This window comes from Rhizobium quercicola (assembly GCF_021168455.1).
GTDB lineage: Bacteria > Pseudomonadota > Alphaproteobacteria > Rhizobiales > Rhizobiaceae > Ferranicluibacter > Ferranicluibacter quercicola.
This window is the reverse complement of the sequence record NZ_JAJOZR010000004.1, coordinates 102,266-122,274: the sequence shown is the minus strand read 5'-3', so window position 1 is coordinate 122,274 and position 20,009 is coordinate 102,266. Positions and strand designations below refer to the sequence as shown.

The following is a 20,009-nucleotide window of genomic DNA, read 5'->3' as shown; positions in this document are numbered from 1 at the left end:
GATGAACGTGATGCTGTTATCGATCTGTTAGGGTTAACAGCCGGTAAAGGGCGCCCGGAATCGGCGTGAATCATGTGTCGCTAAAATAGAATCCGAACAGGCCTTGCCACCCAAGCGTTAACGCTCGAGTTACCATCTTTCTTTACCCTGTGCGCGAACAATGCTCGTGTGCAGGTGCGTGGATGTCAGGCTATAGCGACCGTCAACAGGACGTGGATATCGACCTCGGAGGTCTGTTCCGTGCGATCTGGCGTCGGCGGACCCGGGTTCTGCTGACCACCGTGGCCGTGGCCGCGCTGGCCTTTACCGCAGCACACATGATCTCGCCGCGCTACGACAGCGAGGCGCGCCTGCTGATCGAGCCGCGCGAGCCGGAGTTCAGCTCCACGACCCTGCAGCCCTCGGCCGCCAGCGCGACGTCCTTCGACGAGCCGGGGATTTCGAGCGAGGTGCAGCTGCTGCGCTCGGTCGATCTGATCAAGCAGGTCGCGCGCAACATGCGGCTGCACGAATTGAAAGAATTCGACCCGACGGCCGACCCTTCCGCCATCTCCGATATCCTCGTGATGCTGGGCCTCAAGCGCAACCCGCTCGACATGCCGCCCGAGGAACGGGTGCTGAAGGAGTTTCAGGAGAAGCTGCAGGTCTACCAGGTCGAGAAATCGCGTGTCATCGGCATACAGTTCACCTCGAAGGATCGCGCGCTTGCCGCCGCCATCCCCAACGAGATGGCGAAGATCTATCTCTCGCTGAAGGCGGGCGCGAAGCTCGATTCCAACACGGAGGCCAGCCGCTGGCTGGAGCCGGAGATCGCCAATCTGCGCGAAAAGGTGCGGGCGGCGGAAGCGAAGATCGCCGAATACCGCTCCAGTTCCGACCTGCTGCCCTCCGGCGACACCGGCACCTTCGCCACGCGCGAGCTGACCGATATCTCGACGGAACTCGCCCGTGTGCGCGGCGACCGGGCGACGGCCGAGGCGCGGGCGGAGAACGTGCGCGCGGCCTTGTCGAGCGGACGCGGCGCCGAGACGCTGAACGAAGTCGTTGGCTCGGCGATGATCCAGCGCCTGAAGGAATCCGAATCGCAGATCCAGAACCAGACGGCCGACCTGTCGACCACGCTGCTCGACGGCCATCCCCGCATCAAGGCGCTGCGATCGCAGCTGACGGGCATCCGCACGCAGATCCGCGAGGAGACGCAGAAGATCCTGGCAAGTCTCGAAAACGAGGCGAAGGTCGGCGAGCTGCGTGAGCGCCAGCTGACCCAGCAGATGAACACGCTGAAGGCCTCGTCCGCCAAGGCCGGCGAAGACGAGGTCGGCCTGCGCGCGCTGGAACGCGAGGCCGCTGCCCAGCGCCAGCTGCTGGAAACATATCTGTCGCGTTATCGCGAGGCGAGCTCCCGCACCGGGGCGAGCGCCGCGCCGGCCGATGCACGCGTGATTTCGAGCGCCGTCGAACCCACGGAAGCAAGCTTCCCGAAGATCCTGCCGATCACCATCGTCGCGGCCATGGCGGCGTTCCTCCTCAGCTGCGTCGTCATCATGTTGCAGGAGCTCTTCAGCGGTCGCGCCCTGCGACCGGTCGGGGCGCCCGCACCGGTGCCTGTCGCCGTCTCCGCGCAGCCCATGCCGCCGCTGCCGCCGAACACGCCGGAGCCGCGGGCCAAACGCGGCTGGGGCTTTCGGCGCGATGTCGCCACTGCCAAAAGCGGGCATGGGACGGCCCAGCCCGCGCTGGCCCGCGACAAAGCCCTTGCGTCGGCCGATGCCCGTGGACAGGAACAGGCGGCCGACGTGCCGCTCGACGGCTTCTTCGTGGAGAACGTCGCGGCCGCACTGATCGTCGATCGCGTACCGCTCGCCTTCATCGTCTCCCCGACGGGCGACGCCGGCTCGACGCAAACGGTCGCTCTCGCGCGAATGGTGTCGGAGGAGGGACGGCGCGTCGTGCTGGTCGATCTCACCGCGTCCGGCTGCCCGACGGCGTTGATGGCGATGTCGGCAGACCTGCCGGGGATCACCAATCTGCTCGCCGACGAGATCGCCTTTGCGGATGCGCTGCATGCGGACCGGGGCTCGGACGCGCACATCATTCCGCGCGGCAATGCCGATCCCGCGGTCGCCATGCAGGCGATCGACCGCCTCCAGATCGTCATCGAGGCGCTGACGGATGCCTACGATCTCGTTCTGGTCGAATGTGCGGACGCGGATGCGGATGCGGTGTCGCGCCTCGCGCGCGCCCAGGATGTCGAGATCATCTTCTCGGTGCCGGCGGTTTCGGCCGAGGATATCGTCGAGATCATTACGGAATTCGCCGAAGCCGGCTACGACCACATCCATATCATGGATGCGCGGCTGGCCGACCAGCCCCTGCCGGAACCCGACCGCCGCGCCGCCTGAGATCGTCAGTCCGCGTCGGTATCCGCCGATACCGGCGCGGCCTTGCCCTGATGCTTCTGGCGGAACCGCTGGACGGCGCAATAGATCTGGCGGTTCGACTTGATGGCGCGCTTGGCGCGAACGATCAGCCTGTGGGCGCCAGCCGCAACGCGACCACGAAGGGTCAGCGGCAGGACGATGTCGTATTGCGCGGTTTCGACCGTGCACCAGGAGCGCTTGTAGGGTTGGTCGCCGATCCCGAAATCGAACAGGCGAACGCCTTCGCCGCAGGCGCGCTCGATGATCCTGTGGAACAGAAGCTCGCCCGGGCTCGCATCCGCGGCCAGCGTCTCGTCGATCGAGCCGAACTGGCAGACCATGTGGTCGCCCTTGCGCGACACGCCGGCGATGGCCACGATGCGACTGTCGGCTTCGCTGCGAAGACGCAGCGCGTGCAGCGCCAGCGGTCGGTTTTCCGCCATTCCATCGACCGCGATCGCCGCCCGCAGGAAGGCCTGCGTCGGCGCGTCCCGGAAGACGTTCGGCAAACCCAGCGTCTCGAATCGCGCCGCCTTCTGGGCGAGGAACACGTCGAGAACGGCGCGACGCTCGTCGAGGCTTTCGGCGATGATGTAGTCGTAGCCGCCATAGGTCTCCATGCGCCGCTCGGACACGCGGAACTTCTTGCGCCGGCGCTTGGCGTTGATCTGTGCGAGCGTGGCCGCGAAATCCGGCAGGAGCGGCAGCTGGTAGGAGGCGTTCTGGTTGCGGATGGAGGGCAGGGAGGCGAGCGCGTGGGGCTGGCCCCGCCATTCGAGCGGGATCTTTTCCAGCGTGACGATGTCGGCGACATGGGCGAGCTTGGTGGCGAGTTCCTCGAGCACCAGATCCGCCAGTTTCTCGCGCGGCAGGCCGCCCAGATCCTCGGCAAAGAGGCCGGTATTGATGTTGCTGTGCGGTGCGCCGATGAAACGCGCGGTGCGGAACAGGCCGTTGCGCACCAGCTCGAGCGGCAGGATGAAGATGGTGCGGTCGCCAAGCCGGCCGCGCAGCAGAAGCGGCCGCTCGACATGCGTTGCCACCCAGGCTGCGCACCAATCGAAGCTCTGATGCAGGGAAACGGTGTTGGCCGCCTCCAGCGCCCGCCAGTCCGCTTCCAGCGCGGACATCAGCACATGCACCGACACGGTGAGATCGCAGGACCGGCCGGTCGTCGCGTTGCTGTCGACGGTGCTGCGCAGGCCGGCGAGCGGAACGTCGATCGAAAAAGCACTGATATGGGCATTCATCACAAAAGCGCCCTCCGTCTGAAACGCGTTGCCGGCATCTAGCCCGGAAAGCCTCTGACGTTTGCTTAAGCTTGCCCGCATTCGCGCGCCTTCGCCGCGATATCCTTTTATGGGGTTATCGACCCGTTAACGGATCCCGCTTCGTTACATCCAGCCGGTGGACAGGGCACGCGCCCAGTCCGGGCGGCCATTCTGTTCGGCAAGACGGGCGGCCGAGGCGTGGTCGTAGGCGATGAGCCGGAAGGTCACATCGGTGCGGCCGTCCGCGTGTCTGTCGATCAGGGCGTAGGAGGCGCGCGGCGTTCCTGTCTCGACCTTGTGGACCACAGGCGCATCGTCCTCATAGGCCGGGGAACCGACGCTGCCGGGATTGAGCACGATCCGCCCGTCCGACAGCGTGACGAGGCGGGGAATATGCGTGTGGCCGCAGAGAAGCACGGGGGCTTCGACGCCGGCCGCAAGGCGTTCAATGCGCGCCGCATCCGCGCGGTGCACCACACCGTCCGAGGTCAGGTCTTCCAGCCAGTAGACGAGGTCGCTCTCCGGCGTGCCGTGGCAAAGGAAGAGCCCGTGCTCCTGCAGGTGCCGCGTCGGAGACAGGCTTTGCAGCCAGGCGCGGTGGCGTTCGTCCAGCGCGGCATGCGTGAAGCGGTCCGTCGCGATCATCGCGTCGGGCGTGAGCGTCAGCAGGGCGCGGTCATGATTGCCGCGGATCGAAACGATCTCGCGGGCCATCAGGAGATCGGCGGTGCGGGCCGGGTCGATCGGTCCGCTGAGGTGATCCCCGAGATTGACGATGTCGCGGATGCCCCGGCCGTCGATATCGGCCAGCACGGCTTCGAGCGCGGGGGCATTGCCGTGAATGTCGGCGATGACGGCGATCGTCATGGGCGCGGCTTTCCGGGCTTCTCCATCCATTTGATGATCAGCATGGCCGGCAGCACCCAGAGAAGACCGGTGAAAAAGAAGTAGAGAAGATGCACCCACCAGGGCGATGCGCCGAGCAGAAGCTCGGCAAAGGTGGTGGCGATGAGCGCGTAGGAAATGACGAGCACGATGATGAGGATCGTCCCGATCAGCTTGCGAAGGCGCACCGGCATTGTCTCAATCTCCTCCAGAAGCGTTCGCCGCGACCGCATGCCGCAAAGCCACTCCTTGTCATGCCTGCCGGACTGATGCAAATCAACGCCATATCGTCGGATATCTCTCAATGTCACCGACGACCGCCATCAAGGGCGAACGGAGCAGCGCGATGACGAGTGCCAAGCCAATGGAAACGCCTATGACGACCGACGCGCGGCTGACGCGGGAGATCGACATCGCCCGGCGCAACCGTCGCCAGATCCGCATCTGGCTGGCCGTCGTCGTCTTCGCGCTCTTCGCGCTGGTCCTCGTCGGCGGCGCGACGCGGCTCACCGAGTCGGGCCTTTCGATTACGGAATGGAAGCCGATCCACGGCGTCATCCCGCCGCTGTCGCAGGCAGAGTGGGAAGAGGAGTTCACGCTCTACAAGCAGATCCCGCAATATGCGCAGATGAACAGCGACATGACGGTCGAGGGGTTCAAGACCATCTTCTGGTGGGAATGGGCGCACCGGGCGCTGGCCCGCTCGATCGGCGTCATCTTCGCCCTGCCGCTTGCCTTTTTCTGGCTGACGGGGCGGATCGAGCGGCGGCTGAAGCTGCCGCTTCTCGGCATTCTCGCACTCGGCGGCTTCCAGGGCTTCATCGGCTGGTGGATGGTCTCGTCCGGCCTCGTCAACCGCACGGATGTCAGCCAGTACCGGCTGGCGACCCATCTGATCATCGCCTGTCTGATCTTCTCGGCCTGTCTCTGGATCCTGCGGGGCCTGTCGCCGCACCGCGGCGATGCGCCGCCGACACGATACTCGATCCTCGTTGCCGCCGGCATCGCGCTGATGGCGCTGTTCCAGATCTATCTCGGCGCACTCGTCGCCGGTCTGGATGCAGGCTTCAGCTACAACACATGGCCGCTGATGGACGGCGCGCTGATCCCCGGCGACCTCTTCATCCAGAGCCCCGGCTGGCGCAATCTCTTCGAAAACCCGAAGACCGTCCAGTTCGTGCACCGCTGCGGCGCCTATGTCCTGCTGGCACTGGTCATCAGCCACATGATCGCCAGCCTGCGCCTCGCGCCGCGCTCCACCCACGCCCGCGGCGCCCTCGTGCTCGCCTGTCTGGTCGTGGCGCAGGCATCGATCGGCATCATGACGCTGATCCTGCAGGTGCCGATCGTCTGGGGCGTCGCCCACCAGGCCGGCGCCCTCATCGTCCTCGGCTTCGCTATCGCCCACTGGCGCGGCTTCGTCGGGGAGTATCCGGTGGAGACGCGCGGGGTGCGGGGCTAGTCTCTCTTCGCAATATCTGCGCGCAAGAAAAATCGCCCCGATGCACATGGCACCGAGGCGACGACGGTTCGAGAAAATAAGAGGCCGACCCTCAGGCCGACAGCATCAGGTCCATGTTCTGCACGGCCGCACCCGAGGCGCCCTTGCCGAGATTGTCGAGCAGGGCCACGAGGTTGACATGCTCGCCGCCGGGTGTGCCGAAGACGAAGAGCTTCATGCGGTCGGTGCCGGCCAGTTCCACAGCGTCCACGCGCGCCAGGGCGGCGCTGGTTTCGAGCGGCACGACCTCGACGATCGACTGGCCGGCATAATGCGCGAAGAGCGCGCCGTGAATGCTCTCCAGCGTCGCGCCGTTGCCGACCTCTTCAAGGAACAGCGGCACCTGCACGATCATCCCCTGCGGAAACTTGCCGACAGAAGGGGAGAACAGGGGGGTGCGTCCGAGCATACCATGGGTCTTCATCTCGGCCACATGCTTGTGCTTCAGCGGCAGGCCGTAGAGAAAGCCGGGGGAGGTGATGGGATCGGGGTTCGACGGGTCCTCGATCTGGGCGATCATCTGCTTGCCGCCGCCGGTATAACCGGAGATGGCATTGACGCTGACCGGATAGCTTTCCGGCAGAATGCCCGCCTGCCGCAGCGGCCGCACGAGGCCGATGGCGCCGGTCGGGTAGCAGCCGGGATTGGCCACGAGCCGCGCGGCGCGGATCTTGTCGGCCTGGGCCGCGTCCATCTCGGCAAAGCCGTAGGCCCAGTCGGGCGCCACGCGATAGGCGGTGGATGTATCGATGATGCGGACGCTGTTGTTGCCGGCCAGCATGGCGACGGCCTCCTTGGAGGCGTCGTCCGGAAGGCAGAGAATGGCGATGTCGGCGCTGTTCAGGAGGTCTTCGCGCATTGCGGCATTGCGGCGCTCGGCCTCGGGGATCGACAGGAGTTCGACATCCTTGCGGTCGGCCATGCGGGCACGGATCTGCAGCCCCGTTGTACCGTGTTCGCCATCGATGAAGATCTTCGCCGTCATGTCTTTGTCCCGTCGGTTCAAGAGGTTGCGCGTGTCGTCCGATTCAGTGTGTCATGCTCTTGATTCAGTTTGATAACAACAGCCGGTCATCGTTACCGGCCGGCCGCAAGCCGCTCCGCGCGCAGGCCGAGCATATACATCGCGACGGTGGATGCGGCAATGGCGGTGATATCGGCATGGTCATAGGCCGGCGCCACCTCGACCACGTCGGATCCGCGAATATCGAGCGGCGCGAGCTTGCGCAGGACCGACAGAAGCTTCGCACTCGAGAGCCCGCCGGAGACCGGCGTGCCGGTGCCCGGCGCAAACGCCGGGTCGAGGCAGTCGATATCGACCGTGAGATAGGCAGCAGTACCCTGGGTGTGAGCGAGGATGTCGTCGGCGATGGCGGAGGCGGTCATCTCCTCCACAGCATCGCCGTAGAGAATGCGGATCCCGAAATCCTCCGGCGCATGCGTCCGGATGCCGATCTGGATCGAGCGTGCGGGATCGATCAGACCCTCGCGCACGGCGCGCCCGACGAACGAGCCGTGATCGATCCGGCCTTCCGCGTCGGGCCAGGTATCCTGATGCGCATCGAACTGGACGAGGGCGAGCGGCCCATGTTTGGCGGCGTGCGCCCGCAGCAGCGGCAGCGTGACGAAATGGTCGCCGCCCAGCGACAGCAGGTAGGGCACGGACGCGATGATCCGCGCCGCCTCCTGCGCGATCGTCGCCGGCGTCCGCTCGTGATGCCCGTAGTCGAGCAGGCAATCGCCGGCGTCGATCACCGCCATCTCGGCAAACAGGTCGCGCCCGAACGGATATTGCGGATCGTTGTCGAAGATGGCCGACGCTCGCCGGATGGCCTGCGGCCCGAAGCGCGCGCCCGGCCGGTTGGACGTCGCCGCATCGAACGGAATGCCCCACACGACCGCATCGACGCCGGTGAACGTCTTGCTGTAGCGGCGGCGCATGAAGGACAGGATGCCCGCATGGGTCGGATCGCTGGCAGCGCTCCGCAGCGAGTCGGCGGTGATGGCGTGATCGATCGATTTGGCGGCCATGGAAACTCCGGAGGTATTGTCTGCGAGACGATATCCCATGACGGCCTTCGGCCGGGAGGGGTGTCGCCGTCTCTTGACGGAAGCCATCGGGCCCCAACGAAAAAGGCGGAGCCGAAGCCCCGCCTTTGACGATTCCAAAATATCCGAAGCGATTAACGCTTGGAGAACTGGAACGAACGACGGGCCTTCGCCTTGCCGTACTTCTTGCGCTCGACGACGCGGCTGTCGCGGGTCAGGAAGCCACCCTTCTTGAGCACGGCGCGCAGGCCCGGCTCGTAATAGGTGAGTGCCTTGGAGATGCCGTGACGAACGGCACCGGCCTGGCCGGAAAGACCGCCGCCGGCAACCGTGGCGTCGATGTCGAACTGGCCGTCACGAGCAGCTGCGAAGATCGGCTGGCGCAGAATCATCTGCAGAACCGGACGCGCGAAATACTCGGGATAGGCCTTGCCGTTGATGGTGATCTTGCCGGAGCCCGGCTTGACCCAGACGCGGGCGACGGCGTTCTTGCGCTTGCCGGTCGCGTAGGAGCGGCCCTGGGCGTCGATCTTCTTGACATGAACGGGAGCAGCGTTGCTGGCTTCCGCGACCGTGCCAAGTTCTTTCAGAGAGGAGAGGTCGGCCACGATCAGGCGCTCCTTACGTTCTTCGTGTTCAGCTTGGCGACGTCGAGGACGGTCGGCTGCTGCGCTTCATGCGGATGGTTCGTGCCTGCGTAGACGCGAAGGTTCTTCATCTGGCGACGGCCGAGGGGGCCGCGGGGAACCATGCGCTCGACAGCCTTCTCGAGAACGCGCTCCGGGAAGCGGCCTTCGATGATCTGGCGCGCGGTGCGCTCCTTGATGCCGCCGGGATAGCCGGTGTGCCAGTAGTACTTCTTGTCGGTGTACTTCTTGCCGGTGAGCACGGCCTTCTCGGCATTGATGACAATGACGTTGTCGCCGTCGTCGACATGCGGAGTGTAGGTGACCTTATGCTTGCCGCGCAGGATGTTGGCGATGATGGTCGCGACGCGACCCACAACGAGGCCTTCGGCGTCGATGAGGATCCACTTCTTCTCCACCTCTGCAGGCTTCTGAACGAAGGTTGACATGATGAAACTCTTTCGTTTGGGACCCGATACGTTGCCGCCGGGCGTTTTTTGTTGCTTGAATTGCGCGATCCACCCCGAGGGGACGACCTGCAAAAACGAACGCGGACGTGACCGCCCGCGAACAGGGTGGCTTATAAGGCGAGGCCGGATCGCCCGTCAAGAGGTCCGGGCCGTCAGCCTTTCAGGTGTGACAAGCAATATCAATGCGTTAGCGGTGTGGTTTCATGATACCACAAGAAATCCGGCCGATTTTCTGCGTTTGAACCTCACGTGACGGGCCATTTGCGACCATCCGGCTTGAAAGCAGGCGCCCGGCGGCGTAGCTGGGGGTCCAGTTTTCGCCCCTTCAACAGAGGAGCCGACATGGCCGATATCGTTTCCCTCCGTCGTCCCGAGCCCCGCGACCTCGTGCTGTGCGAACGCGAGGGCAGCGTTCTGCGCCTGACGCTGAACCACCCGCCGCTCAATACGCTGTCGGGCGATGTCATGGAGGCGCTGCTGGCGGAGCTCGATGCGGCGGCCGCCGATAGGTCGCTGCGCGTCGTCATCATCGCGGCGACCGGCGCGGTGTTCTCGGCGGGGCTTGATCTGGACGACCTCACCCGGCAGCGGGAAGCGGCGGATGCCGGCCGTGATGCGTTTGAGGCGACGTTCGCGCTTTCGGCGAGACTGATGACGACGATCTCCGCGCTGCCGCAGCCGATCATCGCCGAGATCGACGGGCTGGCGACGGCGGCAGGGTGCGAGCTGGTGGCGGCGTGCGATCTGGCGATCTGCACCGACACGGCGACGTTCTGCACGCCGGGCGTCAATATCGGCGTCGCGCCGATGGGCGCGGTCGTGGCGCTGGCGCGCGCGGCGAGCCGCAAGCAGGCCATGGAAATGCTGCTGACGGGCGAGACGATCGACGCCTCCACCGCCAAGGATTTCGGCCTCGTGAACCGCATCGTGCCGAAGCAATATCTCCGGCAGGTGGTGGACAAATATGCCGCCGTGATCGCCTCGAAGTCCCAGGATGCGCAGCACGGCGTGAAGGCCGCCTTCGACCGGCAGGCGTCGATGGCGTACGCGGCGGCCTATGCCGAGGCCGCAGGCGCGGAAGCCGACAGTGCGCTGACGCCGGATGCCGTCGAGGGAATGGCGGCGTTTCTGTCGAACCGAAAGCCTGTCTGGCCGAAGGCATAGCAGCCGTCAGGCGAGCTTCAGGAGCAGCGCACCCAGCGCGATCAGGCCGGCGGCTGCGATGCGAAAGGGGCTGATCCGCTCCTTCAGCACGGTGACGGAGATGACGATCGCGAAAAGGATCGAGGTCTCGCGCAGGGCAGCCACCGTTGCGACCGGCGCCTTGGTCATGGCCCAGAGCGCGATGCCGTAGGAACCGATGGAGCCGGCGCCGCCGACGAGCCCGCGCCATCCGTTCTGGCGGATGTGACGCAGCACGGGAGCCGCGCCGCGCCGGGAGATCGCCCAGCCAAAGAGCAGCACGGGCGGCAGCAGCGCCATCCACAGAGTGTAGGAAATGGCATTGCCGGAAAGGCGCGCGCCGATGCCATCGACATAGGTATAGGCGGCGATGAAGACCGCGTTGACGAGCGCGAGCACGATGGCCCGCATGCCGCTGCGGCGCGCCTCGAAGGCGAGCGTGAAGATGCCGGCGGAAATGGCCAAGATGCCGAGGGAGGCGCTCTGGGTCAGCTTTTCCCCAACGATCATGCTGCTGGTCGCCGCGATCAGCAGCGGCGCGCCGCCGCGCATCAGGGGGTAGACGAGCCCGATATCGCCGGCCGTGTAGGCGGCGGCCACGAGGTGGAAGTAACCGAACTGCAGCACGGCCGAGGCGAGCAGAAACGGCACCGCCCGCCCATCCGGCAGCGGCATGAAGGGCAGAAAGGGCAGGGCGATGACGGCGGCACCGAGCGCGATCATCGCCGCATCCAGCGACTTGTCCGTCCCCGCCTTCACCATCGCATTCCACCCGGCATGCAGCAGGGCGCCGAAGAGAACGAAGAGAAGAACGTCGAGCGGCACGGGACACCGGGGAGCAAAGCGGGCGAAAGCGTCCCTTCGTTGTGGCAAGGCCGGCGTGGGACCGCAAGCTCCGGCAGCTGCCGGGATGACGGTTTTATGACGGGAATGCCGTTTTCCACGGATCCGGACCGGGCTTTCCGGCGGAATGAGATATTTTTTCTCGGGAACAGCGCGGATCGCTCTCATCTTTTCCATTGGAAAGAGCGAGAATGCGCGCCAGAAAGAGATGCAGGAGGCACCATGAATCACGATCAGTACCCGGACATCTACATCAAGGACATTCTGCGCTCGACGCGGACGATCGCGCTGGTCGGCGCGTCCGTCAATCCGGAGCGTCCGAGCTACCGGGTCATGGGTTTCCTGCTGCGCAAGGGCTACACCGTACACCCCGTCAATCCGGGCCTTGCCGGCACCCAGCTTCAGGGCCGCACCGTCTATGGACGTCTGTCCGATATCGACGAGCCGATCGACATGATCGACATCTTCCGCGCCGCCGACGCCCTGCCGGCTCTGATGGACGAAATCCTGACCCTCGATCCCCTGCCAAAGGTGATCTGGGGCCAACTCTCCGTCCGCGACGATGCGGCGGCTGCAAAGGCAGAGGCGCGCGGCATCAAGGTGGTGATGGACCGCTGCCCGGCGATCGAGTATCCGCGGCTTGTGGGGTGATCACGCGTTGCCCTTCTTGAGCGGTGAACGGCCCGATCGGTATCGATTCGAACACCGGACCGTCAACAATGACGGGACGTCAATCTGTCCACACTAAAGGCCTTTACCAGGTTAGCTCGTGTTGCTGCATTTAGAAAAATGAAATGCCGTTGTGGCAAGCTGGAGGACGTGGAAGGCCGGCCTGCAGATAAATACGTGCCGTTTGTACATACGGGTATTTCTTCAGCAGAGTCGTTTCGTCGGCCGATGTGGAAAGTGACTCCGTGTTTATGCAGCAGCAACTGATGTCCATTCTTTCCTCCCTTCCGGACCCGGCTTTCATCCTAACGCGTAGCGGCAGGTATGCAGCTATATTCGGGGGAAAGGATCTCCGGCATTATCATGACGGCAGCGGTCTTGTCGGACGTAGTATTTTTGATGTGCTGAAAGAGGATAAGGCACAGTGGTTTGCTGGCGAAATCGAAAAGGCATTGGAGAGCGGCGTACTCCATATCGTCGAATATGAACTCAGCGGCAGTGACGTCAACGGAGCCGGCGACGGCCCCAGCCATTCCATCTGGTTTGAAGGACGTGTTCAGGCACTCGATTTTCAGGTGGAAGGCGAGGCTGCTGTCGTCTGGGTGGCGAGCAACATCACGGACAAGAACGAGGTTCAACAAGAGCTGCGCCAACTCAGCGAGACGGACGCCCTTACAGGGCTCTACAATCGGCGGAAGCTTATCGAGACCCTGGATCAACGCCTTGCGATCTTCAAACGGGAAAAATCGCAAACGTCGGTACTCGTTTTCGATCTCGACAATTTCAAACGGCTGAATGACGAGATGGGACATCAGGCAGGCGATGCCGCCTTGGTCGAGATTGCCCGCCTGTGCCGGCAGCATCTGCGGCAGAGTGATGTGATCGCCCGTTTCGGTGGCGACGAATTCGTGATTGTCATGCCCGATACGCATCGTTGCGATGCGCTGGAAATTTCAGAGCGATTGCGCGTGCATGTTCCGATTGTTCTTCGGGAGAATTTGCGCTGCGACGCGACGATCAGCGGCGGCGTCAGCGACTTCAGTGGGCCGGATCGCTTGTCCAGCGACATCCTCAGACGCGCTGACGAGGGGTTGTATCTATCGAAACGAGCGGGTCGCGACCGGGTCTCGGTTCTATAGCTTGCGGACGGCGCAACCACTCACTGTAAAGGTTGGGTGATGCGGCGCCAATCTCCGCGTAAGGCCGTATCCTGACCCCGCCGACCTTGACATTAAACGTCGCCCGCCCCCGTCCCGCCTATGAAAGAACACGCCGTTCGCCTCTTCCTGTCAGACGTCCGGTCTGGGATAGTGTGCCGAACGAAAAACGTCGAGGCCGGGAACGCAGCGCAGTTTGCGGGCTCGGCGATACGATGCGGGATCGGGCGTCGCGACAGTGCGCTCGCCACAGGGAGGACGAGAGATGACGAACGCACCGGGGTTCAACACGCTGGCCGTACATGCCGGTGCGCAGCCCGACCCGACGACGGGCGCGCGGGCCACGCCGATCTACCAGACGACGAGCTTCGTTTTCGACGATGCCGACCACGCCGCGTCGCTGTTCGGGCTTCAGTCCTTCGGCAATATCTACACCCGCATCATGAACCCGACGCAGGCCGTGCTGGAGGAGCGCGTCGCTGCGCTGGAGGGCGGGACGGCGGCGCTGGCGGTGGCGTCGGGCCATGCCGCGCAGCTGATCGCGTTTCACGCGCTGATGTCGCCGGGCGACAATTTCATTGCTGCACGCAGGCTTTACGGCGGTTCCATCAACCAGTTCGGACAGGCCTTCAAATCCTTCGACTGGCAGGTACGGTGGGCCGATACGGCGGCGCCCGAGAGCTTCGAGGCGGAGATCGACGGGCGGACAAAGGCGATCTTCATCGAGAGCCTGGCCAATCCCGGCGGCACCTTCGTCGATATCGAAGCCATTGCCGAGATCGCCCATCGCAACGGCCTGCCGCTGATCGTCGACAACACGATGGCGACGCCCTATCTCGTGCGGCCGATCGAGCACGGTGCCGATATCGTCGTGCACTCGCTGACGAAGTTCATGGGCGGCCACGGCAATTCCATGGGCGGCATTCTGGTGGATGGCGGCACCTTCGACTGGTCGGCGTCGGGCAAGTATCCGGCGCTGTCGAAGCCGCGGCCGGACTATAACGGCATGGTGCTGCACACGACCTTCGGCAACATTGCCTTTGCGATCGCCGCCCGCGTGCTCGGCCTGCGCGATCTCGGGCCCGCGATCTCCCCGTTCAACGCCTTCATGCTCCTGACCGGCATCGAGACGCTGCCGCTGCGCATGCAGCGCCATTGCGACAATGCGCTGGTCGTCGCGCGCTATCTCAGCCAGCACGACAAGGTGGCCTGGGTGAATTACGCCGGCCTCCCGGGCGACCCGAACCACGCGCTGCAGCAGCGCTATGCGCCGCGTGGGGCAGGTGCCGTCTTCACCTTCGGCCTCAAGGGCGGCTATGCCGCCGGCAAGGCCTTCGTGGAAGGCGTCTCCATGCTCTCCCATCTCGCCAATATCGGCGACACGCGCTCGCTCGTCATCCACCCGGCCTCGACCACCCACAGCCAGCTGAATGACGAGCAGCTGGTGTCGGCTGGCGCGGGACCCGAGGTGGTGCGCCTGTCGATCGGCATCGAGGACGCTGCCGATATCGTCGCCGATCTCGAACAATCTCTGGCAAAGGTCTGACGCCGATGGCCGTTTCGCTCACCTTCGACATCTCCGGCATCCAGCCGGATATCGGCGCCCCGGCCGAGGATCGCCTGATCTCCGGCGACCCGGAATTCCGCACCTGGAACATCGAGGAAGCCCCGGGCGGCCTCTACGCCGGCATCTGGGAAGCGACGCCCGGCAAATGGCGGATCGTCTACGAGGAATGGGAATATTTCCACATCCTCTCCGGCCACTCCATCGTCACTAGCGACGACGGCGAGACCTTCGACCTGAAGACCGGAAACAGCCTCATCCTCAGGCCCGGCTTCAAGGGAACCTGGGAAGTGCTTGAAACGACTCGCAAGGATTACGTGATCCGGGTTTGAGAAGCGTCATCCCCACGTCAGATCCAGCCGCTCCAGCCCGTGGAAGTGATAGCTGTCCTTGACGACCGGCGTCTCGGCAAGGCGCAGCGTCGGCAGTCGTTCGAAGAGGATCGGCAGGGACAGCTTGAGTTCCAGCCGGGCAAGCGGCGCGCCGATGCAGAAGTGGATGCCGGCGCCGAAGGAGAGGTGGGGGCCTTCGTTGCGGTCCGGGCGAAAGGTCGAGGGATCGCTGAACCGGCGCGGATCGACGTTGGCGCCAGCCAGCATGAGACCGATGCGGTCGCCCTTCTTCAGGGTGATTCCCTCTTCGAGCGCGATATCGGACAGGGCATGGCGCTGGAAGATGTGGAGCGGTGCGGCGTAGCGCATGCACTCCTCCACCGTCCGCTCTGTGGTGGTGTCCTCGGCAAACAGGGTGGCAGGGTCGGCACCGGTCTGCAGGATCGTGGCGACGGCATTGCCGAGCTGGTGCACGGTCGCCTCGTGGCCGGCATTCAGCAGGAGAACGGCGGTCGAGACCAGCTCGTCGTCCGTCAGCCGCTCGCCGTCCTTCTCGGAGGTGATCATATGGGTCAGAAGGTCGTCGGCGGGATTGTCGCGCTTCCAGGCGATGATGCTGCGGAGATAGGCGTCGAAGTCCGCCGAGGCGCGGTTGGCATCGTGCTCGGTCTCCTCCGAGGGGTTGAAGACGTACATCTTCACCATGCGGTGCGACCAGTCGAGCAGGCTCGGGGCCATGTCGAGCGGCACGCCGAGCATGCGGGCAATGACGGTAACGGGCACGATCTCGGCATAGGTCTTGAGAAGCTCGACGCGGCCATCTTTCTCGAAGCCGTCGATCAGCCGGTGGCACAGCGCGGCGATCTCCGGTCGCAGTGCCTCCACATGCCGCGAGACGAAGGCGCGGTTGACGAGCGTGCGCAGGCGGGTGTGCGCCGGCGGCTCCAGCTCCAGCAGCGAATGATGCTCCAGCCGGTCGAAATCGGCCAGATGCGGCTTCGGATCGGGCATACCGAGTTCCGCGCGCGTCGCCACATGCAGGATCTGGCGGCCGAAGCGGCGGTCGCGCAGCAGTGCATTCACCTGATCGTAGCCTGTGAAGAACCATTGTCCGGGCTCTTCCCAGTAGAAGGCAGGGCAGGCGGCGTGGAGCGCCGCATAGGTCGGCAGCGGATCGCGGTAGAAGGCGGGATCGCGAATGTCGAGCCGCACGTGACGTGTGGCGGCGTCGATCATGGCGGGGGATGGGGCGGAGGGCGTGGCAGTCGGCATGGCATGTCCAGTCTGGGCGGGACCGCGGAATGTTTGCGGCCTAGATGCGGTCGAGGAGACCGTGATCGGACGATCGGGCTGCGGCGCCGGGCGCGCAACCCGATCGTCCGGCCGTCGGTGCATGCGACAGAAGGCGGTCGGCAGCGCTGGCTTGTCAAGATCGGCCTTGCCGCTGGCAACGTCCCGCTCCCTCTCGGTTGGCCTGCTGGGTCGTCGGGCGCCTGCGTCAGGTGTCGCCGACATAAGGCTTGCTGCGCGCTGCGTGCCGCTCGCGCCTTGTCTTGCGGCGCCTGCTCGCTATCTCCAGACCCACGGAGACGACCATTCCGACCCGAAGCATCCAAGAGCCAAGGTGAGCCCCGCCATGTCGCAAAAGCCAGCCAAGCCCGCCCGATTCCTGAATGCCGGTAAGACGGCCGGTGGATTGCTGGCGGCTCTGCGGGCCCGGCGCGTGGCCCTGCCGGGACGCGAGGCCCCGGCCGGCGCGCGGGGCGATACGGTGGTCGCGTCCTACAACATTCACAAATGCGTGGGCACCGACAAGCGCTTCGACCCCGGCCGCATCATGGACGTGATCTGTGAGATCGACGCCGACATCATCGCGCTGCAGGAAGCCGATCAGCGTTTCGGCGAACGGGCGGGGCTGCTGGATCTCGAGCGGCTGCATCGCGATTGTCACCTCCTGTCGGTGCCGATCGCCGCCTTCTCGCCGAAGGGACATGGCTGGCACGGAAACCTGCTGCTGGTGCGCGAAGGGGCCGTCGCCAAGGTCAGCCAGATGAAGCTGCCGGGCGTCGAGCCGCGCGGCGCACTGATGGTGGATCTCGACCTGAAGCACGGGCCGCTGCGCATCATCGCCGCGCATTTCGGCCTTCTGCGGCATTCGCGCAGCCAGCAGGCGCGTGCCGTTCTCGCCGCCATCGAGGAGGCCGAGCAGCGGCCGACGCTGCTGATCGGCGATCTGAACGAATGGCGGATCGGCAAGCGCTCGGCCCTGTCGCTGCTCAGCCCCGTCTTCGACCATTCGATTTCGGCCGTTCCGAGCTTTCCCTCGCGCTATCCGCTGCTGGCGCTCGACCGGGTGATGGGCAGCCCCCACACGCTGGTGACGCATGTGGAGGTGCACAACTCGGCCCTATCGCGCGTCGCATCCGACCACCTGCCGCTGAAGGCGCATATCGATCTGCAGGCAGCATTGTCGACCCGGAGGGAGCTCGGTGAGGGGGCCGCTGCCCGGGCCGAGACGATTTCGACGGACACGACGCTGCAGGCGCGATAGCACCTGTGACGAACCCGACTGCCAGACCCACCCGGAGGCCCGCGTCCGCTCCATGAAATGGCTGATCATCTCCCTTGCAATCCTGGCCGTGCTGGCGGCGCTCGGCACCATCTATGTCTATGGCCGCTTCGGCCGGCATCTCTACGGCCAGCCGGCAAAGGCGATCGAGCCTGTCGCGGGGCAGACGGAGATCGACCGGGAGAGCGTGCCGCTGCTGGACGAGAAGGACGGACAGAGCGCGGTCACCCTCGTCTCCGACAATATGGACGCCTTCTCCGTGCGCGCCATCTCGGCCCGCAAGGCGGGGCGCAGCCTCGATCTGCAATATTACTACTGGCGCCGCGACCTGACCGGGCGGCTTCTGGCCGGCGAGGTGCTGGCGGCGGCCGATCGCGGCGTCAAGGTGCGCCTGCTGCTGGACGACATCAATGCCGGGCTGCACGACCGCTTCTGCCTGGCGCTCGACGCGCACGAGAACATTCAGGTCCGGCTGTTCAATCCGAGCCGCGCCCGCAACGACCGCTTCCGCCGCGGGCTCGAAATGATGCTGCGGCCGTTGCGGGCGACGCGGCGCATGCACAACAAGACCTGGATCGCCGATGGCCGTGTCGTCATCGCCGGCGGACGCAATATCGGCGATGCCTATTTCGATGCGGCCGAGCAGGCCAATTTCCGCGACCTCGATATGTGGATGCTCGGCCCCATCGCCCGCGAGGCGGCCAGCGTTTTCGACGACTACTGGAACAGCTCCATGGTGCTGCCGATCGGCTCGCTGCGCACCCCGCATCGGCACTATCTTCCGCGCCTGCGCCGCAAGCTCGCCCGGCTCGCACGCGGCAAGGGCGGCCGGCATTATCTCGGCCATGTGGAGCAGGCAGCGGCCGAGCCCGGACTCTTTCACGGCCGCGGCGAGTTGCGGTTCACCGGCGACATCACCATCAAGGCCGATCCGCCGGAAAAGGCGCATCTTGAGCGTCGCCAGAACTGGCTGATGCAGGAGTTGCTGCCGCACATCACCGCGGCGGGGCAGAGCGTGACGATCATCTCGCCCTATTTCATTCCCGGTGCCGACGGCGTGAAGGAGCTGTGCGGACTGGTGACACGGGGCGTCGATGTGGCGATCCTCACCAATTCGCTCGCCGCCACCGATGTTGCCGCGGTGCACGGCGCCTATGCCAACTACCGCCGCAAGCTCGTGGCGGGCGGTGTCGCGCTCTACGAGCTGAAGGCGGTGCAGGAGGCGACGGAGACGCAGCGCATCTCGCTCTTCGGATCGCGCGGAGCGAGCCTGCACACCAAGGCCTTCACCATCGACGGGAAGGGCGCCTTCGTCGGCTCCATGAACTTCGATCCGCGTTCCGCGTCGCTCAACACCGAGATGGGCGTGCTCTTCACCTGCCCCTCGCTGGTGGCCGATGTCGATGCGATCTTCGCGCTCGAGACCCATCCGGGCACGAGCTTCCGTCTGTCGCTCGAGGACGGCAAACTCTGCTGGAACGACGAGGCGCAACACTGCTCGCGCATGCTGGACCGTGAGCCGGATGCCGGTTTCTGGCGGCGGGTGACGGCCGCCGTCATCGGCTACCTCCCCATCGAATCCCAGCTCTGACGCCACTTTCGGGCAAGCGGTCCTCGTTAACGTTATAGATGGCAGCCGACTTGAAGTGCCTACCTCTGACACTCTATGTAAAGGGGCAGAGATATTCGAATGATTCCGATACGCGAAGTGCTCGCGCATTCCTGAGACGAAGGGCTGACATGACAAATCCCGTTGATACCGCTATGGCGCTCGTGCCGATGGTCGTCGAGCAGACCAACCGTGGCGAACGCTCCTACGACATCTTCTCGCGCCTCCTGAAGGAGCGCATCATCTTCCTCACCGGCCCTGTGGAAGATCATATGGCGACGCTGGTCTGCGCCCAGCTCCTCTTCCTCGAGGCTGAAAACCCGAAAAAGGAAATCGCAATCTACATCAATTCGCCGGGCGGCGTCGTCACGGCCGGCATGGCCATCTACGATACGATGCAGTTCATCAAGCCGGCCGTCTCGACGCTCTGCGTCGGCCAGGCCGCCTCCATGGGCTCGCTGCTTCTGGCCGCCGGCCACAAGGACATGCGCTTCTCCACGCCGAACGCCCGCATCATGGTGCACCAGCCCTCCGGCGGGTTCCAGGGCCAGGCATCGGACATCGAGCGTCATGCCCGCGACATCCTGAAAATGAAGCGTCGCCTGAACGAGGTTTACGTCAAGCATTGCGGACGGACCTATGAAGAGGTTGAACAGACGCTTGATCGTGACCACTTTATGACCTCTGACGAGGCGCTCGCCTGGGGCGTGATCGACAAGGTCATCACCTCGCGCGAAGCCATGGAATCGGCCATCGAAAGTTGAGCATGGCTTTTGTGTCGCGAATGATGCATTTGTGACACAATTGTAACTTCCAAGGGTCTTTATCCCTGGACCAAAGCCGTTACTATCAACCGTTAATG

The 20,009-nt window shown here is 64.7% G+C and carries 19 protein-coding genes; 10 read left to right on the top strand and 9 right to left on the bottom strand.

All coding sequences use genetic code 11. The features are described from left to right. Positions 1-182 precede the first annotated feature (182 nt). The gene (locus LRX75_RS07415; RefSeq protein ID WP_231813152.1) at positions 183-2,402 is read left to right on the top strand and encodes a GumC family protein; all 2,220 of its coding nucleotides are present in this window, start codon (positions 183-185) and stop codon (positions 2,400-2,402) included. 5 nt (positions 2,403-2,407) lie between these two features. Here the strand turns inward: LRX75_RS07415 and LRX75_RS07410 are convergent, their stop codons facing one another. The 3 genes from LRX75_RS07410 to LRX75_RS07400 all read right to left on the bottom strand — a co-directional run bounded on the left by LRX75_RS07410 (position 2,408) and on the right by LRX75_RS07400 (position 4,770). Continuing rightward, positions 2,408-3,670, bottom strand: a complete 1,263-nt coding sequence (locus LRX75_RS07410) for a GNAT family N-acetyltransferase (RefSeq protein WP_231813150.1) — start codon at positions 3,668-3,670, stop codon at positions 2,408-2,410. A 144-nt stretch (positions 3,671-3,814) separates the two neighbouring features. After that, positions 3,815-4,558, bottom strand: a complete 744-nt coding sequence (locus tag LRX75_RS07405; protein WP_231813149.1) for a metallophosphoesterase family protein — start codon at positions 4,556-4,558, stop codon at positions 3,815-3,817. Further along, a complete protein-coding gene (locus tag LRX75_RS07400; protein WP_113150374.1) occupies positions 4,555-4,770 on the bottom strand; it encodes a DUF2842 domain-containing protein in 216 nt (71 codons plus the stop codon). Before LRX75_RS07400 ends, LRX75_RS07405 begins: the two co-directional genes overlap by 4 nt. Before the next feature lie 170 nt (positions 4,771-4,940). Here LRX75_RS07400 and LRX75_RS07395 point away from each other — a divergent pair, with 170 nt between their 5' ends. Beyond that, complete coding sequence (locus LRX75_RS07395; RefSeq protein WP_231813454.1) at positions 4,941-6,038, top strand: COX15/CtaA family protein; 1,098 nt, start codon at positions 4,941-4,943, stop codon at positions 6,036-6,038. Between the two features lie 91 nt (positions 6,039-6,129). Here LRX75_RS07395 and argC read toward each other — a convergent pair whose 3' ends face one another. From argC to rplM, 4 genes are all read right to left on the bottom strand, one after another. Beyond that, complete coding sequence (gene argC / locus LRX75_RS07390) at positions 6,130-7,062, bottom strand: N-acetyl-gamma-glutamyl-phosphate reductase (protein WP_231813148.1); 933 nt, start codon at positions 7,060-7,062, stop codon at positions 6,130-6,132. Positions 7,063-7,154: 92 nt separating this feature from the next. Further along, positions 7,155-8,108, bottom strand: a complete 954-nt coding sequence (gene speB / locus LRX75_RS07385) for an agmatinase (protein WP_231813147.1) — start codon at positions 8,106-8,108, stop codon at positions 7,155-7,157. Between the two features lie 152 nt (positions 8,109-8,260). Further along, positions 8,261-8,734 carry a 30S ribosomal protein S9 gene (rpsI, locus tag LRX75_RS07380; protein WP_113150377.1) on the bottom strand — a complete coding sequence of 158 codons (474 nt, stop codon included), beginning with the start codon at positions 8,732-8,734 and terminating at the stop codon, positions 8,261-8,263. A 2-nt stretch (positions 8,735-8,736) separates the two neighbouring features. Further along, the gene (gene rplM / locus LRX75_RS07375) at positions 8,737-9,201 is read right to left on the bottom strand and encodes a 50S ribosomal protein L13 (protein WP_062596672.1); all 465 of its coding nucleotides are present in this window, start codon (positions 9,199-9,201) and stop codon (positions 8,737-8,739) included. Positions 9,202-9,564: 363 nt separating this feature from the next. On the opposite strand from rplM, the gene LRX75_RS07370 reads away from it, so the two are divergent. Continuing rightward, positions 9,565-10,386: an enoyl-CoA hydratase-related protein gene (locus LRX75_RS07370; protein WP_231813146.1), complete on the top strand. Its 822-nt coding sequence runs from the start codon at positions 9,565-9,567 to the stop codon at positions 10,384-10,386. Between the two features lie 6 nt (positions 10,387-10,392). On the opposite strand, the gene LRX75_RS07365 is transcribed toward LRX75_RS07370, so the two are convergent. Then, the gene (locus LRX75_RS07365; protein WP_231813145.1) at positions 10,393-11,229 is read right to left on the bottom strand and encodes an EamA family transporter; all 837 of its coding nucleotides are present in this window, start codon (positions 11,227-11,229) and stop codon (positions 10,393-10,395) included. A 240-nt stretch (positions 11,230-11,469) separates the two neighbouring features. On the opposite strand from LRX75_RS07365, the gene LRX75_RS07360 reads away from it, so the two are divergent. From LRX75_RS07360 to LRX75_RS07345, 4 genes are all read left to right on the top strand, one after another. Beyond that, positions 11,470-11,898 (top strand): CoA-binding protein, encoded by a 429-nt coding sequence (locus LRX75_RS07360; protein ID WP_231813144.1) that lies wholly within the window; start codon positions 11,470-11,472, stop codon positions 11,896-11,898. Between the two features lie 269 nt (positions 11,899-12,167). Then, complete coding sequence (locus LRX75_RS07355; protein WP_231813452.1) at positions 12,168-13,055, top strand: sensor domain-containing diguanylate cyclase; 888 nt, start codon at positions 12,168-12,170, stop codon at positions 13,053-13,055. Positions 13,056-13,338: 283 nt separating this feature from the next. Continuing rightward, positions 13,339-14,619, top strand: coding sequence for an O-acetylhomoserine aminocarboxypropyltransferase (locus LRX75_RS07350; protein ID WP_231813142.1), 1,281 nt, complete (start codon positions 13,339-13,341; stop codon positions 14,617-14,619). A gap of 5 nt (positions 14,620-14,624) precedes the next feature. Further along, positions 14,625-14,969 (top strand): cupin domain-containing protein, encoded by a 345-nt coding sequence (locus tag LRX75_RS07345; protein ID WP_231813140.1) that lies wholly within the window; start codon positions 14,625-14,627, stop codon positions 14,967-14,969. A 6-nt stretch (positions 14,970-14,975) separates the two neighbouring features. On the opposite strand, the gene LRX75_RS07340 is transcribed toward LRX75_RS07345, so the two are convergent. Next, positions 14,976-16,241, bottom strand: a complete 1,266-nt coding sequence (locus LRX75_RS07340) for a cytochrome P450 (RefSeq protein WP_420851166.1) — start codon at positions 16,239-16,241, stop codon at positions 14,976-14,978. Between the two features lie 364 nt (positions 16,242-16,605). Between LRX75_RS07340 and LRX75_RS07335 the strand changes: the two genes are divergently transcribed. The 3 genes from LRX75_RS07335 (at position 16,606) to LRX75_RS07325 (ending at position 19,911) form a co-directional block, all read left to right on the top strand. Next, positions 16,606-17,520: an endonuclease/exonuclease/phosphatase family protein gene (locus LRX75_RS07335; protein ID WP_231813138.1), complete on the top strand. Its 915-nt coding sequence runs from the start codon at positions 16,606-16,608 to the stop codon at positions 17,518-17,520. Between the two features lie 52 nt (positions 17,521-17,572). Beyond that, positions 17,573-19,129 (top strand): phospholipase D family protein, encoded by a 1,557-nt coding sequence (locus LRX75_RS07330; protein ID WP_231813136.1) that lies wholly within the window; start codon positions 17,573-17,575, stop codon positions 19,127-19,129. Positions 19,130-19,278: 149 nt separating this feature from the next. Continuing rightward, on the top strand, positions 19,279-19,911 hold the full coding sequence (locus tag LRX75_RS07325) for an ATP-dependent Clp protease proteolytic subunit (RefSeq protein WP_113150385.1): 633 nt from the start codon (positions 19,279-19,281) through the stop codon (positions 19,909-19,911). The last annotated feature ends 98 nt before the right edge of the window (positions 19,912-20,009 follow it).

Coding starts and splice junctions, on each gene's coding strand:
- LRX75_RS07330 (WP_231813136.1), top strand. CDS start 17,573: ATGAAATGGCTGATCATCTCCCTTGCAATCCTGGCCGTGCTGGCGGCG.
- LRX75_RS07405 (WP_231813149.1), bottom strand. CDS start 4,558: ATGACGATCGCCGTCATCGCCGACATTCACGGCAATGCCCCCGCGCTC.
- rplM (WP_062596672.1), bottom strand. CDS start 9,201: ATGTCAACCTTCGTTCAGAAGCCTGCAGAGGTGGAGAAGAAGTGGATC.
- LRX75_RS07395 (WP_231813454.1), top strand. CDS start 4,941: ATGGAAACGCCTATGACGACCGACGCGCGGCTGACGCGGGAGATCGAC.
- LRX75_RS07360 (WP_231813144.1), top strand. CDS start 11,470: ATGAATCACGATCAGTACCCGGACATCTACATCAAGGACATTCTGCGC.
- LRX75_RS07415 (WP_231813152.1), top strand. CDS start 183: ATGTCAGGCTATAGCGACCGTCAACAGGACGTGGATATCGACCTCGGA.
- argC (WP_231813148.1), bottom strand. CDS start 7,062: ATGACGGCGAAGATCTTCATCGATGGCGAACACGGTACAACGGGGCTG.
- LRX75_RS07355 (WP_231813452.1), top strand. CDS start 12,168: ATGCAGCAGCAACTGATGTCCATTCTTTCCTCCCTTCCGGACCCGGCT.
- LRX75_RS07370 (WP_231813146.1), top strand. CDS start 9,565: ATGGCCGATATCGTTTCCCTCCGTCGTCCCGAGCCCCGCGACCTCGTG.
- LRX75_RS07325 (WP_113150385.1), top strand. CDS start 19,279: ATGACAAATCCCGTTGATACCGCTATGGCGCTCGTGCCGATGGTCGTC.
- LRX75_RS07350 (WP_231813142.1), top strand. CDS start 13,339: ATGACGAACGCACCGGGGTTCAACACGCTGGCCGTACATGCCGGTGCG.
- speB (WP_231813147.1), bottom strand. CDS start 8,108: ATGGCCGCCAAATCGATCGATCACGCCATCACCGCCGACTCGCTGCGG.
- LRX75_RS07345 (WP_231813140.1), top strand. CDS start 14,625: ATGGCCGTTTCGCTCACCTTCGACATCTCCGGCATCCAGCCGGATATC.
- LRX75_RS07340 (WP_420851166.1), bottom strand. CDS start 16,241: ATGCCGACTGCCACGCCCTCCGCCCCATCCCCCGCCATGATCGACGCC.
- LRX75_RS07335 (WP_231813138.1), top strand. CDS start 16,606: ATGTCGCAAAAGCCAGCCAAGCCCGCCCGATTCCTGAATGCCGGTAAG.
- LRX75_RS07400 (WP_113150374.1), bottom strand. CDS start 4,770: ATGCCGGTGCGCCTTCGCAAGCTGATCGGGACGATCCTCATCATCGTG.
- LRX75_RS07410 (WP_231813150.1), bottom strand. CDS start 3,670: ATGAATGCCCATATCAGTGCTTTTTCGATCGACGTTCCGCTCGCCGGC.